Origin of the sequence: Corallococcus sp. EGB (assembly GCF_019968905.1) — a bacterium.
GTDB lineage: Bacteria > Myxococcota > Myxococcia > Myxococcales > Myxococcaceae > Corallococcus.
In genome coordinates this window covers 3,760,773-3,777,522 of the sequence record NZ_CP079946.1, presented here as the reverse complement: position 1 = coordinate 3,777,522, position 16,750 = coordinate 3,760,773, and the positions used below count along the sequence as shown (strand labels likewise).

The window sequence follows — 16,750 nt, the reverse complement described above, 5'->3', positions numbered from 1 at the left end:
TTCCCTCGCTACAGCCGGGCGACGCCGAAGGAGTTGGGCGCCAGCGTGCGGCGCGAAGCCTCGTCACACGTGGCCAGGAGGAACCCGAGCACCCGCCGCGTGTCCCGGGGGTCGATGACGCCGTCGTCGAACAGCCGCGCGCTGCAGTGGAAGGCGTCCGACTCACGGTCGAACTGCTCGATGAGCGGCTTCGCCATCCCGTCCAGGAACTCCTGGTCGGGAGGAAGCCCCGCGCGCCGGGCCTTCTCCGTGGCGACGATGGTCAGCACCTTCGCCGCCTGCTCGCCGCCCATCACCGCCGTGCGCGCGTTGGGCCAGGCGAAGATGAAGCGCGGGTGGAACGCGCGGCCGCACATGCCGTAGTTGCCCGCGCCGAAGGCACCGCCCAACAGGAGCGTCAGCTGCGGCACGGTCGCGTTGGCCACCGCCTGCAGCATCTTCGCCCCATGCTTCACGATGCCGCCCTGCTCCGACTGGGTCCCCACCATGTAGCCGGTGGTGTTCTGCAGGTAGATGATGGGCGTGCGCGCCTGGCAGCAGAGCTGGATGAACTGCCCCGCCTTCGTCGCGCCCTTCGCCGTGATGGGCCCGTTGTTGCCAATGAGCCCCACCGCCCGGCCCTCGATGCGCGCCCAGCCGCAGACGGTGAGCGCGTCGTAGTCATCCTTGAAGGGCGAGAAGTCCGAGCCGTCCACGATCCGGGCGATCACCTCGCGGCAGTCGTAGGGCTTGCGGTGGTCCATGGGAACCACGCCGCACAGCTCTTCCATTGCATAGCGCGGCGGCTCGAAGCTGGGACGCGTGGACACCGGCAGGGCGTCATTCCACCCGAGCGACGCGACGATCTCCCGCGCGATGCGGATGCCGTCGGCGTCGTCCTCGGCCAGGTGGTCGGACGTGCCGGCCACGGCGGTGTGCATCTCCGCGCCCCCCAGGTCCTCGTCCGTGGCGACCTCACCCGTGGCCGCGAGCAGCAGCGGAGGGCCCGCGAGGAACACCTTCGCCTTGCCGCGCACCATGACCACGTGGTCGGACAGGCCCGGGATGTACGCGCCGCCCGCGGTGCTCGAACCGTGGACGACGGTGACCTGGGGAATGCCCGCCGCGGACAGCTTCGCCTGGTTGTAGAAGGTCTCCCCGCCCGGGACGAAGATCTCCTGCTGGTAGAGCAGGTTCGCGCCGCCGCTCTCCACGAGCGACACCACGGGCAGCCGGTTCTCCAACGCAATCTCCTGTGAGCGCAGCGCCTTCTGGACGCCCCAGGGCGTCGCGGTGCCGCCCTTGACGGCGGAGTTGCTCACGAACACCAGGCAGCGCACGCCGGACACGAAGCCGATGCCGATGAGGGTGTTGCCACCGGCCAGCGAGCCGTCGGTGTCGTCGTGGTGCTTGTAGCCGCAGAGCGTGGACAGCTCCAGGAAGGGCGAGCCCCGGTCGAGCAGCAGCGCCAGCCGTTCGCGAGGCAGCAGCTGCCCGCGCTGCTTGAACTTGTCGCGGGCCTGCTGCTCGGTGTCGCGAGACTTCTGCTCGATGGCGCGCAGCTCGGCGACGCGGTCGAGCATCTCCTTGCGCTGCGCGGTGAAGGTGGCGGAGGCCGGTTCGACCTGCGAGACGAGCGTGGGCACGTCACTTCTCCTTCGGGCCGTCGAGGATGGCGGGCGGCGCCGCGAGGTGGAACCCGTCGTAGGGCTTCGACTTCGAGTGCTCGTCCAGGGGGAATGCCTTCGTGTTGCAGGACGCCCCCCCGTCGATGCGGATGACCTCGCCGGTGATGAACGCCGCCACGTCAGAGAGCAGGAACACGATGGCGCCGCTCACCTCCGCCTCGGTGGCCAGCCGGTGGAGGGGCACCTGCTTGCGCAGGATGGGGATCATCTCGCGGACGAAGGGGTCCTCGTAGGTGTCCAGGCCGCTGGAGGCGACCCAGCCCGGCGCCACGGCGTTCACGCGGACGCCGGAGGAGGCCCACTCGACGGCTGCCGTCTGCGTCAGGTTGAACATGCCGGCGCGCGCCGCGCCCGAGTGCCCCATGCCCGGCATGCCGTTCCACGCATCCGCGAGCATGTTCACGATGGCGCCGCCGTGGTCGCTCATCGACTGGTTGAACACCTCGCGCGCGACCAGGAAGCCGCCGGTGAGGTTCGTGGCGACGACCGCCTCGAAGCCCTTCTTGGAGATCTGCGACAGCGGCGACGGGAACTGGCCGCCGGCGTTGTTCACGAGCCCATGGATGCGCCCGCGCGCCTGGACGACGGCGGCGACCATGTCGCGCACCCCGGCCTCGTCGCGGATGTCCACCGCGTGCTGCGTGGACGCATGGCCCTCCGCGGCCAGCTCCCCGGCGACCTTCGCGAGCTTCTCCGGCTTGCGGCCGACGAGGACGACGTGCGCGCCGAGCGACGCGAGCTCATGCGCGGTGCACCGCCCGATGCCGCTCCCGGCGCCGGTGACGATGATGGTGCGGCCCGCGAAGGCGTCCTTGGCGAAGACTGAACGGTATCCCATGTCGTTGTGTTCCTCTCAGCCGCGCGCCTTGCGGGGCAGCGTTCCCATGGCCTTGCTGATGATTCCGAGCATCACCTCGTCGGCGCCGCCCCCGATGGAGCCCAGGCGCAGGTCGCGGTACGCGCGAGCGGCGGGGTTGTCCCAGGTGAAGCCCATGCCGCCCCAGTACTGGAGGCAGCCGTCCACCAGCTCCCGGGCGAGCCGGCCCGACTTGAGCTTGCACATCGAGGCGAGCTTCACGACCTCCGGGTCGTCCTTGTCCTCCACGTACATGGAAACGGTCCGGTAGATGAGCGCCCGGAGCGCCTCCACCTCCGTCTGCAGCTCCGCCAGCCGGAAGTGCACGCTCTGGTTGTCGAGGATGGACTGGCCGAAGGCCTTGCGCTGCCGCGTGTACTCGGCCGTCTGCGCGATGAGCCGGTCGAAGGTGACCAGCGTGCTCGCCGACACGAACAGCCGCTCCTCCTGGAACTGCTGCATCTGCATGGCGAAGCCGCGCCCCTCGTCACCGACGCGGAAGCGCGTGGGGACGCGCACGCCGTCGAAGAAGAGCTGCGCCGTGTCGGACGCCCACATGCCCAGCTTGCGGATCTTCGACCGGGTGATGCCGGGGCTGTCCATGGGCACGATGATGAGCGACTTGTTCGCGTGCGCGGGCCCGTCACCCGTGTTGGCGAGCAGGCAGATCCAATCCGCCTGCATGCCATTGGTGATCCACATCTTGCTGCCGTCGATGACGTAGTCGTCGCCGTCCCGGCGCGCCGTGGTCGTGACGCTCGCCACGTCCGAGCCGGCGCCGGGCTCACTCACCGCGATGGAGCAGACGCGCTCGCCCGCGAGCGTGGGCGCCAGGAACTCCCGCCGCAGCTCGTCGCTGCCGAAGCGGGCGAGCGCGGGCGTCGCCATGTCCGTCACGACGCCGATGGCCATGGGCAGCGCGCCGCAGGTGCAGTGGCCCAGCTCCTCAGCGAAGGCGACGGAGAACGACGCGTCCAGCCCCAGCCCGCCGAACTCCGTGGGCTTGGTGATGCCAAGCAGGCCGAGCTCGCCCAGCTTCTTGAAGACCTCCCGCGCCGGGAAGATCTCCGCGGCCTCCCACGCGTCGACGTGCGGGTTCAGCTCCTGCTCCACGAACTTGCGGACGGTCTGGCGGATGGCGCGGTGTTCCTGGGTGTGCTGCATGGGCTTCCTCGGTTTGCGAAGGCGCTAGAGAAGGGATGCCGGGACGTCGACGTGGCGCGAGCGCAGCCACTCGCCGAGCGCCTTGGCCTGCGGGTCGAAGCGGGTGGATGACGAGACGCCTTCGCCGAGCAATCCCTCGACGACGAAGTTCAGGGCGCGCAGGTTCGGAAGGACGTGCCGCTGGATCTTGAGCTCACGCGTCTCCGGAAGCAGCGTGCGCAGCTGCTCCTCCGTGAGCGCATGCACGAGCCAGCGCCACGCCTCATCGGTGCGAACCCAGACGCCGATGTTCGCGTCCCCGCCCTTGTCGCCGCTGCGAGCCAGGGCCACCTGACCGAGCGGCACGCGCCGGGTGGGCCCGGCCGGAAGCGGCGCGGGCAGTGATGGCGCGGAGAGCGCCTCCAACGCCTGCGTCTGCTCCGTGGGAGCCACGTTGATGCGCCGTCCGTCCCAGAGCACCGCGACATGCGGCACCTTCCGCGCGTCCACGTACGCTGGGGTGTAGACGCCATAGGGCGAGCCGTCACCGGGCAGCGACGGCAGGAAGAAGCCGGGGTAGCTGGACAGGGCCAGCTCCACCACGGCGCCGCTGAAGGGACGGCCAACGGCCTTCGCGTCGGCATCCTTCACGGAGACCCGCAGCGTCGCCGTGGCCTGCTCCTCGCTCGGAGCGTCCTCGTGGTCGGTGCGCGAGAGCGTGTAGAGGACCTCGGCCGGCCGGGGCTTGAGCGTCGCATCGAGCTGCGCCCGGACGAGCGCGGCCTTCTGCTCGATGTCCAGGCCGACGAGCATGAAGTGGGCTTCGTTGCGGAAGCCGCCGAGCCGGTTCAGGCACACCTTCACGTCCGGAGGTGGCGGCTCACCGCGCACGCCTGACAGGCGCACCCGGTCGGGGCCCGCGTCCTCGACCACGATGGTGTCGAAGCGCGCCGTCGCGTCGGGGCCGGCATACCGGGCGCCACCAATCTCATAGACGAGCTGGGCCTTCACCGTGTCGACGGTGACGGCGCCCCCGGTGCCCGGATGCTTGGTGATGATGCTGGAGCCGTCCGCGAAGACCTCCGCGAGTGGGAAGCCGGGCCGGCGCAGGTTGATTTCGCTGAAGCGCGCGAAGTTGCCACCGGTCGCCTGGGCACCGCACTCGAGGACATGACCCGCGGCCATGGCGCCCGCGAGGCGGTCCCAGTCGTCGCGCTTCCAGCCGAAGTGGGAGGCCGCGGGACCGACGACGAGCGACGCGTCCGTCACGCGTCCGGTGACGACGATGTCCGCCCCCGCGTCGAGGCACGCCGCGATGCCCCAACCCCCGAGGTACGCGTTCGCCGTGAGCGGCTCGCCGAAGCCGAGCTCGTCCGCGCGGGCGACCAGGTCATCACCCTCGACGTGCGCGACGTTCACGCGCAGCCCGAGCTTCGTGGCCAGCGCGCGCAGGTCGTTCGCGAGCCCCTCCGGGTTGAGGCCTCCGGCGTTCGCGACGATGCGGACCTTGCGCTCCAGCGCGAGGCCGAGCGTCTCCTCCAGTTGGCGCAGGAACGTCCGCGCATAGCCGCCCGACGGGTTCTTCAGCCGGTCACGCCCCAGGATGAGCATGGTCAGCTCCGCCAGGTAGTCGCCGGTGAGGACATCCAGCGGACCGCCCTCCAGCATCTCCCGGAACGCGGAGAAGCGGTCGCCGTAGAAGCCGGATGCATTGCCGATGCGCAGCGAACGCCCGTCCATCGCACCTCCTCAGCCAGGGAGCGGCGAGTCTGTACCCCACCCTCAAAGAAAGCAATCACGATTGCTTTTTTCTTCCCGTCGCTCCAGTGTGGCTCCATGAGCGGCACGGCGGGCGGAACGACACGGCAGGAGCAGGAGCGCAGCCGGGTGACGCGGCAGAAGCTGATGACGGCCGCCATCGAGGTGCTCGTGGAGAAGGGCTGGGCGGGGGCCACCATGGGCGCCATCGCCGAGCGAGCGGGCGTGTCACGCGGCGCCTGCCAGCACCACTTCCCGACGCGCGCGGCCCTGGTGGCGGCCGCGGTGGAGCACGTCTTCAACCAGCAGATTGAAGAGCTGGTGCGGCGCGCGAACGGGTTGCCGGAGAGCCGGCGACGCGTCGAGCCGCTGTTGAACCTGCTCCACGACGTCTACGCCGGCCCGCTCTTCACCGCGGCGACGCACCTCTGGGTCGCGGCCGTGGCCGATGAGGAGTTGAAGGCCATGCTGATGCCGCTGGAGACACACGTGGGCCGGGAGGTGCACCGGCTCACCGTCGGGCTGTTGGGGCTCGATGAGCGCGACCGGGATGTCCGCGACGCCGTGCGCGCGACGCTGGACCTGCTGCGCGGCCTGGCGCTGGCGAACCTGCTCCATGACGACACGGCGCGACGCCGCAAGGTCCTGGCACACTGGGCGCGGACGCTCGAAGCCCAGCTCACGCCGAAGCGCGCGGCGTCGGCGGACTGAGAGCCCTCAGCAGCGGTCGGCTTCGGCGGGAGACAGGCATTGAAGATGGAGCCGTTCACGGAGGCCATGGAGGGCTGCCGGGGATGAGGAGGGCCCGCACGCCCGCCTCCAGGTCGGTCCCGCAGCCGGACAGCAAGGCACCCCAGCCCACGGCGACCACCGCCGCTCTCTTGCACATGGTCGTCTTCCCTCGGGTACGGCTTCAGCGCGCGACGATGTCCGCGTCCACCAGGTACGGAGACGCCGCGACAATGGCTTCCGTCGTCCAACCCCGGTTGGCGCCGTGGCCCTTCTCGTCGCAGTCGCCGTCCGTGTGGACGCCCAGCAGGTGTCCCTGCCGGTTGAGCACGCCCGCGCCGGAGCTCCCCACCAGGGTGTCCAGGTCCGCGTAATAGAACTGCGAGTTGCATGCATCCAGGTACTTGCCTTCGGCGATGACCTTGGGCTTTCCACGCGGGTGCTGGATGATGGCCAGCCGGTCGGTGGGCGCGGTGGTCAGCAGGACCGGCGTCACCTGGGGCAGCACGTCCAGCTGAAGGAGCGCGTAGTCGGGTTCGAGCGACTGCTCGATGACCGTGCCCTCGGTGATGAGCGGGTCGCCGTCCGCGTTCTCTTCGAAGTTGAAGACGACGAGCGGCCGGTCACCGAGCCCGACGCAGTGGCCCGCCGTGATCACCACGGGGCCTGCGCTCGCCTCAATCAGCGTGCCGGTGCAGCGCCCGTCAATCAGGACGACCGCGTCCTCGACCGTCTGCGCGACGTCCGCGAACTCGCCCTGGTAGCTGTTGATGGGAGTGAAGTCAGCGGTGGGGCCACACTGCGTCAGGCCGCGCACCTCCGGTGGCGGGCGCACGCGCGACGCCGCGGCATCCTCACAAATCGCCGGATGAGAATCCTCCGCGGGCACCTCCCCCTTTCCACAGGCCGCAAGGCCCAGGAGGATGAAGGCGCCCGCGAGGAGGCGACCCCTCGGACTCATGAAGGACTCAAGGGGTCGCGACGGCATGACTTAGTAGATGGCGTTCAGCGCCGTGATGTCGGAGCTGGTCCACTCGCCCGTCTCCGTCGAGCGGAAGCAGGAGTTCATGATGGAGCCGCCCACCGTCGCGGTGCTCGGCGTGCCGCTGATGAGGATGGCACCCACGCCCGCCGTGCCCTCGTTGGTGGCGGAGCCGCCGCAGCTGATGGAGCGGTTGTAGTAGTCCGAGTGGCGGAAGCCGATGGTGTGGCCGATCTCGTGCGTGATGACGTGCTCGTTCACGTCCACGCTGTAGCTCTGCAGCGGGGTGCCGATGTTGATGGTGCCGTAGGGCTTGCCGCCCGACGGGAAGCCCGAGGAGCCGCCCGTGTCACCGGAGGTCTGCGCGGTGATGTTGGCGCTGCAGCCCGTGGTGGGGCCACGCGCCAGCGTGAAGGTCAGACCGAGCTGGTTGTAGTTCTGGATGGCCAGGTCCAGGCCCTGGCTCAGACGGCTGTAGCTGTTGAACGTGGACGTCGGGTTGATGCAGATCTTCGTCACGGACGTGGAGACCAGGTTCGTCGTGCGGTACTGCTCCTGGGTCTCCTTGCCGGTCTGGAGCATCTCGCGCGAGGCCTCCAGCGTCACGTGCGCGTCACGGCCCACGTACACCCGACCGTCCGCGACCATGATGTCGTCCGCGGGGAAGCCGGCCTCGATCAGGTTCGAAACGATTTCCTGGTTCTCGCTCTCCACGTCGTTACCGCAGCCAGCCAGCAGCGCACCACAGCTCACGACGAGGACTGCCGCCTTCTTGAACATGAGTCGTTCCTCGGGTTCGGGGGAGATCCGCTGCCGCCTGACTTGCCGTCAGCCGCGGTCAGCTTGCCCACCCACTGAGCAACTGCCGGGCCAGTCGGCCCTCAGAGGGAATAACCCGCTTTTGTTGAATTGCCTGGAGTGCTCACACTCCAGCTTCCAAGAATCCGAGCGTAACGGGTCGTAACGGGCAGAGTCACAAGTCCCTGTTGTGACAAGGTTTTTATTTGGCACCCGGGAACTCACTGATTTTAGGGCAGGGGTGTCTAATCATCAGTCACTCACCCCTGGGTCGCATTTACTCCCACAATCCATGGAATACATGCATATCTCGTGAGAGCTGGGAGTGAATCCGTTCCCGGGGTATCGCGTCGTCATGTTCATGCGCCCTTCCCTTCCGTTCGCCGCGCTGTTGGGCGCGGCCCTGTCGTTCCTCCCCGGCTGCGAGAGCACGAAGTCGAGCGGCCCGACTCCTTCCGACACGCGGGCCCAGGACACCGCGTCCGTCCAGGCCGCTGAAGGCTGGGCGCGCGCACGCGTGGGTGATGGGGTCCACTACGCCTTCAGCGCGACGCAGGGGCCGGAGCCTCGCGCGGGTGGCGCCGCGCGCACGCTCCAGGGGCAGCTGACGCTGGAAGTGGTGGCCGTGGAGCAACCCTGGGTGTGGGTGCGCGTGGCCTTCAGCGATGAGCGCGGCGGGCCGCTGGCCCAGGCGCGGTTGGCTCGGGAGCTGCTCATCCCGGTGCGCTCGGACACGACGCGCCCGCTCGATGTGCCGTATGGAGGCAAGGCCACCGCCGAGGTTGCGTCCAAGGCGGGACGGAGCTGGGAGGCCGTGCGTTACGTCGCCGACCAGCGTTCCTTCGACGGCCCGCTGCGCACGCGCGTGTACGCCAACACGCCGGGCCCGCTGTATCTCACGCGCGGTCTGATTGAAGCGGCCACGGAGTCGGCCGGCTTCCGCGTTCCGGGAGGCGTGCAGCTGACGCTGCTGGAGGTCCGTGAGGGCGCGGCGGAGGCCAGCGCCCCGGCGCCCGCGCTGGAGCGGCCCCTGGGCCCGGGCGCGTACTACGAGCGCAACGTGGACGTGGACCCTGAGCACGGTGTGCGGCGCGTGTGCTTCACCGCGGAGCGCGGGTACCTCCTGCGCGCCGAGGCCCCTGTCGAGTCCAACACCGTCCCCTGCTCTGACTTCTCCCAGGCGGAGCCGGAGCCCCTGGAGGAGCTGCTGCTGGGGATGCCGTGGGAGGTGCTGGCCGCGGGAGACTGGCCGCCCGCCGCGGCGGCCTCTGGCACGAAGGGCACGTTCAGCGCGGAGGGCCATGAGGTGCCCGCGCTCACCGAGCTGAGCCAGGAGAACGTCGAGGGCACCGAGCGCGTCTTCACGCAGACCTACGCGGCCGACCCGTGGGCGCCAGGGCTCGCGGGTCTGCCCTACGAGGCGCGCTTCCAGCCGCTCGCCAACAGCACCGAGCGCGTGGTGACGGGCGGCAAGCGCGAGTCCGAGGGCGGCACGCGGATCGTGCGCTGGGGTTCGTGGCTCGAGGGCGCGAAGTAACGAGGGTGTCTGGCTGACAGGTGCTACGGAGCGGGCGTAGCGCTCCGTGCGCTGTCATTGCCTCGCACCCACTCGACCTGGAGCACCGCGCCGGCGGGGCGGTGCGTCCACTCCTGGAAGGACGCGCGGAACGCCTCCACGGCCGCGAACAGCGGACTCGAGGGATGCCATGACAACGCCGCGGCGTCCCGTGCTTCGCGCACCTCCAACCCGATGAGCAGCGGTCCTCCGGCCTGTGGCGGATGGAGCGGACGCACGAAGAGACGCCGGTCTCCTTCCAGCCGATACACCAGGGCCGTGACGTGCCCGAGGATCCACCCCGCGACGACTTCCCGGTCCTCGGCGGAGGAAGCCTCGGCGGACAGGCGCAACGCCACCGGGGGGAGCTCGTTGGCGGCGAGGGGCAGGAAGAGCGCGGACCATGTGGAGGCGGTGCCCGCAGCACACGCGTGAGCCACGAGCTCGCGGGCGCGAAGCAGTTCGTCCCGGAGGACGCGGAACGTGGACCGCGACACATTGCGCGCGGTGTTTCGAGCCGGGAGCGCGGGAGCAATGACGGGCAGGAGGTCGCGCTTGCCTTCGGGCCGGTAGCGCGCCGTCTCGGCCGTGAGCGTCACCGGCTGGGGCCACGGCCAGGAAGCAAAGGTTCCGAAGAAGTGCGCGAGCAGTGCCACGTCGGACCGCATGGCCTCCGGGGTCGCGCGGGTGCAGGTCCAAGCCGCGAGCAGCGTCCACGACAACCCACCGAGATAACCCAACGCATGGGAGTAGATGCCTCGGGCTCGGGCCCAGGCCTTCACAGCGCGCAGCAGGGTCCGGAACCGTTCGGTCCGTCCGCTGTCGCGAGCAATGGCATCCATCAAGCTCGACGTGTCGGCCCACCCCAGCACGGCGCGGAGGCCCGCGGGGTCGAGCTCCGAACCATGCTGCTCGATCCGCATCAGGGGTTCTTCCGGAGGCACGCCCTCGGGACGGCTCGCGTAGGCCAGGTCGAAGCTCACGCCCCCGAGGGACAACTTCACCAGCGGGATGGAGGCGTCCGCCACGTAGCGGGCCGTGCCCGGTTCCAGTTCCTGGAGGAGCGCCCGCGCGAAGTCGTCACGGGGCAGGTTCGCCGGTCCGATGGCGACAGCGTCCACGTCGCTGCCCGCGCCGTCCGTGCCCAGGAGATACGAGCCATACGGATGCAGCGTGGCGCCGATCCGTTCGCAGTGTGCGCGCAGTTGCTCCACCGCCGCGGTCCGGGCGGCGTGCCCCTCGGGTGACCCGGTGGCGCCAATGGACGTCAGCACTTCGTGCAGTGCCGTGTCCTCGTGCTCCGGCGCTGTCCGTGATGGCTGTGCCAGGGGGATGCGCCGGATGATCTCGAAGGGTGTATCGCCCTTCCTCCGGATGAGGCACAGCTCGCCCACGTGGAACTTCAGCGACCGCCAGGAGCGCTGCCACTCGGCGAGCGTGCGGGGGATGTCCGTGGAGAGCGGGAGCTGCCCGACGGAGAGGTGGGGCGTGAAGCCACCATGAGCGGAGGTGGCGCATTCGGGCAAGGCCGCCACGAGCTTCGCGTGCAAGGCCGCCAGCGCACCGGAGGGCTGAGCATCGGGACGGAGCCACGCGGTCGCGTTGGCGCGGTGCTCGAAGTGGCCGAACGCGGAGAGCGTCACCTCGAAGGGTGCGACGCCCTGGAGGGCATCCACGAGGATGGCCTCTGCCGTCTCGAAGTCCTCTTCCGGAACGAAGGGATACAGCAGCGTGATGTGGGGCATCCACCGCTGGAACTTCGCGTCGTGCTTCTTGCGCAGCGCCTGGATGGGCCCCCAGACTTCCTCCGGCGGAATCAGCACCAGGGCCGTGTGATGGACGAGCGTCGTGGAGGTCCGCGCGGCGCCGTCCGCAGCGGATGAAACCGATTCCCGGCGCAGGACACAGCGCAGCCCGAAATGGTCCGAGACGAAGAGGGGCTTCCCCGAGGGCGCGGGCGATCCCGCGAGCGGGGCTTCCGCGAAGAGGCCCACGGACTCTGGAGCGAAGCGCCCTGTGGGAGATGCCACCAGCACCCGGTCCAACCGCGCGAGCCGTCCCGAAACGGTGGTGAGCGCCGCCAGGGCGTTCAACTGGGGGTTGAATGTCTCCCCTGCTTCCGAAGGCCGCAGGGAGGACCAGACATCCACGAAGCCCGCGCGCGCGAAGGACTCCGCTTCCGGCGCACCATCACCGAAGTTGAAGTCACCGGCCACCACCAGGTCCGGAGCATCAAGCTCATTCGTGGAACCGAGTGTCCGGGCCCATTCAAGAAGCGCATCGACCTGCACCGCACGCGCCGAGGCTCCAGACGCGTCCCGGTTGCTCGTCAGGTGAGGCGTGGCCACCCATGCCGTGCCGCCCGAGAGGCGAAGCTCCGCGGTGATGAACCGCTTGTCCCGCGAGAAGGCGCGCTGCCACACGGATGCGAGCGGCACGCGCGACAGGAGCACCTGACCATAGGGAGTCACGGTCTGCGCGCTGGGACCGTCCGTCAGCCAGTAGCGCTCGCGAACCCAGGGTTCGGCGAGCAGGGCCCGGAGGAACGCTGGAGTGACCTCCTGGAGCGCGATGACGTCCGCGTCCGTCTCACGGAGCAGCGCGAGCGCCGCCGGGGTCCTGCGCTCGGTCGCCAGCAACTCCGCGTCGTACAGGTCGAAGAGGACGTTGAAGGTGACGACTGTCAGCGTGGCCGCCGCGGGGAGCGAGGGGCCCGGCGCAGATGAGGCCTGGGCCCACGCACCCGAGCGCCCGTCGTATTTCCATGCGGGCAAGGGTGTGAAGCCCGGCACCGCGACAGGCGGAGGTTGCGCGGGCTCCTCCGCGGGCCCGGCATTGCCGAGGAGGTCGATGCGTTCCTTGCGGTCCCACACCACCAGGGTCCCGCGCTTGAAGTACCAGACGCGGTGCCACGGGATCTCGCCGTCGGGGACAAACGCCTCGAGGGGCATCTCCTGCATCGCGCCGCGGTGCGCGTCGTAACCGATGACGAACTCGCGGGCATCGAGCCGCGAGTCCCACCGGATGCGGTGGTACACCTCGCGGCTGGTCGTGAAGCGTTCGTGAGACACGGCGGGGCTCGGGGCGAAGGGTACTCAAACGCACGCCAGACACCGGCCGCGCACGAGCCGCGTTGACGCGAAGGCTCGGGCCCGTCTGACACACACACCAGCGCCCGGTGGCTCGGCGACCCACGCGTTTCATCTGGCGGTCCTTCGCGATGCCTGGGGCCGGGCGTGCCTGCTCAAGAACGGTATTGCCCCCATGGGACACGCGCCCGCCGACAGTTCCGGCGCAAAAGCAGTCAACGAATGGACCCGCGTGCCACCTGGGCGCGAGCGCGCGAGCGCGCAGGAGCCTCTCATCAAGCCCGAGAGTACGAACCCCGCTGGCCCGGGTCTTGCCATGAAGTCTCCGTGGAGGAAGACACGGAATGGGTATTCGAGCAGGCGTGTTGGGGACGGGGCTGGTGGTCATGGCTTTGTTGTCGGCGGGTTGCAGCGACGACTCCTCGACAGTTGATCCGCAGGACGGCTCCATCACGGATCCGTCCGATGGAAACGAAGTTCCCTCGCTCCCCCCACCGGGTTCCGTTCCAGACGCCGGCACGGTCCCTCCGGGCGAAGATGGAGGGACACCCGATGCGGGCGGAACCCCGGACTCAGGGATGACGCCAGCGCCCGATGCAGGCACCGGCGAAACACCCGACGCGGGGCCCTGGCCCACGGCCGCGGTGCTCGACTACACGCGCACCTTCGGTGTCGACAAACCCCAGAGCGTCGGGCTCGATGAAGGGCTCAACCTCTGGCTCCTCGACGGCCGCCGCATCGGCGTGCTGCGCCCGGGCGACACCCAGCCCACGTGGACCGCCAACGTCGGGCAGGCGGCCGAACCGTTCAGCCGCGATTCGCTCGCGACCGGCTCCACCGTCATCTGCGGCGGCGAGGCCGGACGCGCCTACGTGGGCTACGCCGCCGACGAGATGAAGCGCTCGGAGGGCATCGACCAACGCACGTACATCCCCTGGAAGGGCGAGGCAGGCTACTCCGCCGAGCGCTTCGCCGAGTACCGCAAGGGCGACCTCGACGCGGTCCGCCTCCAGCCCGACGGCAGCGTCAAACTCGAGGAGCACCTCTGGCGCACCACCGGCGCGGCGAACGCGGGCCGCCAGGCGGGCATCCACAACACCAATGACTTCCACTACGAGGAGGACCGCACCGTCCTCAACTGCGCCCGCGTGACGCGCGGCCGCGACCGCGGCGACCTCTACATCACCACCAACCACGGCGCGACGCGCATCCAGGGGCTCACCTACAACAGCCACCGCCACCCGGGCTGGTACCTCTTCGAAGACGGCTCGGAGTGGGGCTCGCTCCAGTGCCCATACATGTACGGCCTGGGCATCGGGCTGAACGGCGACGTCCTCGTCGCCAATGAGCAGATGGTCGGCGTGCTCGTCCCCAGCCCCAATCTGGAGGAGTGGGACCGCGAGCAGACCTGGGATGGCCCCACGCCCTGGACCTTCAAGAGCTACAACCAGGTGCTCAACGGCCAGGCCACCGACGACTACTGGCGCGCCTTCGAACAGGTCCGCTCGGGCCGCTACTACCTGGGCAGCGAGCAGTACGGCGTCTGGGCGCTGACGCCGAAGAGCCGCTCCACGGGCGACTGGTCGAAGCTCGCGGGCCTGCCGTCCAACCGCATCCTGTCACTCAAGGCGACGGATGACGGCGCGCTCTACATCGGCACCGACGGCGCGGGCCTCTGGCGGCTGGAGGCGGACGGCACCACGCTGGCCCCGGTCCGCGAGGTCTCCGGGCAGCGCGTGCTGCAGATGGTCTACGAGCCCACCGTGACGCCGAGCATGCTGCTCGTCCTCACCAACCAGGGGCTCACGGTCCTCCGCGGACCGTAAGCCCCCGGGCCTCAGGCGAGCTTCGCCAGGGTGGGCAGCACCTGCCCGCTCATGCCCTGGACGAAGTGGTGGAAGCGCTCCGTGTTCGCGGCGGACTCGTAGTTCACGAGCCACGTGTCCCCGCGCACGGAGCGCACCTCGTCCACGATGCCCGCCGCCGGCCACACCGCGCCAGACGTGCCCGCGGCCAGGAACACCAGCCGCGTGCCGTCCTTGCGCGTGATGAACTCGCCAATGCGCGCCAGGTGGTCCGGGTCCAGCATCTCCCCGAACCAGACGATGTCCGGCCGCAGCCGGCCTCCGCAGCTGTCGCACCGGGGCACCGTGCCCGACGCGTGCACCGTGGTGTCGGCGAAGGGCTCACGCCGGCAGTCCGCGCACTTCGTGCGGAAGAGGTTGCCGTGCATGTCCACCACGCGCTGGCTGCCTGCCTTCGTGTGCAGGCCGTCCACGTTCTGCGTGGCCAACAGGAAGCGGTCGCCCAGGTGCTCCTCCCAGCGGACCAGCGCGTCGTGGCCCGGGTTGGGCTTCACGTCCGCCGCCCCCGAGCGACGCTGCGAGTAGAAGCGCCAGACGAGCGCGGGGTTCGCCTCGAAGCCCTGCGGCGACGCCACGGCCTCCACGGGGTGGTTCTCCCACAGGCCGTTCATCCCCCGGAACGTGGGCACTCCGCTCTCCGCGGAGACTCCGGCACCGGTGAGCACGAGCAGGCGGGTTTTCGAATCCAGGACGAGCGGTTCCACACGACCTCCAGTGCCAGCCGGCACGAGGGTTGTTAGAAGGGGCGGGACTGAACTCCTGACAGAGGACTCCATCATGGCCGAAGTCACCCTGGATCTGCGCGGTCAGCCCAAGACCGAGGCATACGCCGAGCTGAAGGCGCACGCGCTCGCCATCCTCGAGGGCGTGGATGATGACATCTGCGCGATGGCGACGATGAGCTGCCTGCTGCACAACGCCTTCGGCCACCTGTGGACGGGCTTCTACCGGGTGGTGACGCCCGGGAAGCTGCTGCGCGTGGGCCCCTACCAGGGGACGCTCGGGTGCCTGGAGATCGCCTTCGGCAAGGGCGTGTGCGGCACGTCCGCAGCCAGGGGCGAGACGGTGGTGGTGCCGGACGTGCACGCGTTCCCGGGCCACATCACCTGCGACGGGCGCTCCGCGTCGGAGATCGTCGTGCCGGTGTACGGGCGCAACCGCGAGCTCCTCGCGGTGCTCGACATCGACTCCGAGCACAAGAACACCTTCGACGAAGTGGACCGCGCGGCGCTGGAGGACCTGATGTCCTGGTTCCAGCGCCGCGCGGCCTGAGACCGCCGCTTCAGCGCTTCGCGAGGCGGGCGTAGGCCACGGCCAGCGCCCCCGCGAAGCGCGCGTTGTTCTCCAGGAGCGCCAGGTTCGTCTTGAGGCTCTTGCCGCCGGTGCGCCGGGCCATCTCGCCCAGGAGGAACGGCGTCACGGCCTTGCCGCGCACGCCCTGCCGCTCCGCGTCCGCCAGCGCGGACGCGATGTGCAGCTCCACGTCGTTGCGGGGCAGCGCGGCCTCCGCCGGCGGCGGCACGGTGTAGAGCACCCCGCCCTGCCCCAGCGTCTCGAAGCGCGCGTGGGCGATGCGCGCGGCGGTCTCCGCGTCGTCCGCGCGATGCTCCAGAGAGAGGCCGGACTCGCGGCTGTAGAAGGACGGCAGCTCGTTCGTGCCCACGCCGATGACGGGCACGCCCGCGGTCTCCAGGAGCTCCATCGTCTTGGGCAGGTCCAACACGGACTTGGCGCCCGCGCACACCACGGCGACGGGGTAGCGCGACAGCGCCGCGATGTCCTGCGAGATGTCCCAGTGCTCGGAAGCCCCGCGGTGCACGCCGCCGATGCCGCCGGTGGAGAAGACGCGGATGCCGGCCGCCGCGGCCAGCTCGCACGTGGCGCTCACCGTGGTGCCGCCGCTGGCGCGGGTGGCCACCGCCACGGCTAGGTCGCGCGAGCCCACCTTGAGGAGCTTCTCCTTGCCCTCGGCCAGCCGGCGCAGCGCGGCGTCCTCCAGGCCGATCCACACCTCGCCGTCCACCAGCGCGATGGGCGCGGGCACGGCGCCAGCGCGGCGGATGGCCTCCTCGCACGCGCGAGCCGCGGCCAGGTTGTCGGGATACGGCAGGCCCTGCGCGACGACGCTCGTCTCCAGCGCCACCAGCGGCTGCCCGGAGTCCTTCGCGCGCCGCACCTCGTCCGAATAGCGGAAGTCCATGGGCGGGCATTTACGCCATGGCCCGGGCGGCCGGACAAGCACGGGCGCGGGGAAACGTCGGCGCGCCGTCGACTGCGGGTGGGAGAGCACCGCGCGTGCGTGTCGGTG

13 protein-coding genes are annotated in these 16,750 nt (G+C 70.0%); 4 read left to right on the top strand and 9 right to left on the bottom strand.

The genetic code is table 11. The annotated features are described in order from the left end of the window. Positions 1 to 8: 8 nt before the first annotated feature. From KYK13_RS15945 to KYK13_RS15930, 4 genes are read right to left on the bottom strand one after another with little or no spacing between them, the layout of a single operon-like run. A complete protein-coding gene (locus KYK13_RS15945; protein ID WP_223645282.1) occupies positions 9 to 1,625 on the bottom strand; it encodes an acyl-CoA carboxylase subunit beta in 1,617 nt (538 codons plus the stop codon). Between the two features lies 1 nt (position 1,626). Then, positions 1,627 to 2,505, bottom strand: a complete 879-nt coding sequence (locus KYK13_RS15940) for an SDR family oxidoreductase (protein WP_223645281.1) — start codon at positions 2,503 to 2,505, stop codon at positions 1,627 to 1,629. A 15-nt stretch (positions 2,506 to 2,520) separates the two neighbouring features. Further along, a complete protein-coding gene (locus tag KYK13_RS15935) occupies positions 2,521 to 3,687 on the bottom strand; it encodes an acyl-CoA dehydrogenase family protein (RefSeq protein WP_223645280.1) in 1,167 nt (388 codons plus the stop codon). A gap of 24 nt (positions 3,688 to 3,711) precedes the next feature. Continuing rightward, positions 3,712 to 5,406: an acyclic terpene utilization AtuA family protein gene (locus KYK13_RS15930; RefSeq protein ID WP_223645279.1), complete on the bottom strand. Its 1,695-nt coding sequence runs from the start codon at positions 5,404 to 5,406 to the stop codon at positions 3,712 to 3,714. A gap of 96 nt (positions 5,407 to 5,502) precedes the next feature. On the opposite strand from KYK13_RS15930, the gene KYK13_RS15925 reads away from it, so the two are divergent. Then, entirely contained in the window at positions 5,503 to 6,135 is a 633-nt protein-coding gene (locus KYK13_RS15925; RefSeq protein ID WP_223645278.1) for a TetR/AcrR family transcriptional regulator, read from the top strand. Positions 6,136 to 6,337: 202 nt separating this feature from the next. Here KYK13_RS15925 and KYK13_RS15920 read toward each other — a convergent pair whose 3' ends face one another. Both KYK13_RS15920 and KYK13_RS15915 read right to left on the bottom strand, forming a co-directional pair. After that, a complete protein-coding gene (locus tag KYK13_RS15920; RefSeq protein WP_370645372.1) occupies positions 6,338 to 7,141 on the bottom strand; it encodes a serine protease in 804 nt (267 codons plus the stop codon). Positions 7,142 to 7,144: 3 nt separating this feature from the next. Then, positions 7,145 to 7,915 (bottom strand): zinc-dependent metalloprotease, encoded by a 771-nt coding sequence (locus tag KYK13_RS15915; RefSeq protein WP_223645276.1) that lies wholly within the window; start codon positions 7,913 to 7,915, stop codon positions 7,145 to 7,147. Between the two features lie 379 nt (positions 7,916 to 8,294). Here KYK13_RS15915 and KYK13_RS15910 point away from each other — a divergent pair, with 379 nt between their 5' ends. Continuing rightward, positions 8,295 to 9,470 (top strand): DUF6068 family protein, encoded by a 1,176-nt coding sequence (locus KYK13_RS15910; protein ID WP_304504111.1) that lies wholly within the window; start codon positions 8,295 to 8,297, stop codon positions 9,468 to 9,470. Between the two features lie 23 nt (positions 9,471 to 9,493). On the opposite strand, the gene KYK13_RS15905 is transcribed toward KYK13_RS15910, so the two are convergent. Next, positions 9,494 to 12,559, bottom strand: coding sequence for a poly(A) polymerase (locus KYK13_RS15905; protein ID WP_223645274.1), 3,066 nt, complete (start codon positions 12,557 to 12,559; stop codon positions 9,494 to 9,496). A 596-nt stretch (positions 12,560 to 13,155) separates the two neighbouring features. Here KYK13_RS15905 and KYK13_RS15900 point away from each other — a divergent pair. Further along, complete coding sequence (locus KYK13_RS15900) at positions 13,156 to 14,403, top strand: two-component regulator propeller domain-containing protein (protein ID WP_223645273.1); 1,248 nt, start codon at positions 13,156 to 13,158, stop codon at positions 14,401 to 14,403. Between the two features lie 11 nt (positions 14,404 to 14,414). Here the strand turns inward: KYK13_RS15900 and KYK13_RS15895 are convergent, their stop codons facing one another. Further along, positions 14,415 to 15,146, bottom strand: a complete 732-nt coding sequence (locus KYK13_RS15895; protein ID WP_223645272.1) for an NAD-dependent deacylase — start codon at positions 15,144 to 15,146, stop codon at positions 14,415 to 14,417. A gap of 73 nt (positions 15,147 to 15,219) precedes the next feature. Between KYK13_RS15895 and KYK13_RS15890 the strand changes: the two genes are divergently transcribed. Next, positions 15,220 to 15,714 (top strand): GAF domain-containing protein, encoded by a 495-nt coding sequence (locus tag KYK13_RS15890; RefSeq protein WP_223645271.1) that lies wholly within the window; start codon positions 15,220 to 15,222, stop codon positions 15,712 to 15,714. A 10-nt stretch (positions 15,715 to 15,724) separates the two neighbouring features. Here the strand turns inward: KYK13_RS15890 and KYK13_RS15885 are convergent, their stop codons facing one another. Continuing rightward, complete coding sequence (locus tag KYK13_RS15885) at positions 15,725 to 16,642, bottom strand: pseudouridine-5'-phosphate glycosidase (protein ID WP_223645270.1); 918 nt, start codon at positions 16,640 to 16,642, stop codon at positions 15,725 to 15,727. Positions 16,643 to 16,750: the final 108 nt, after the last annotated feature.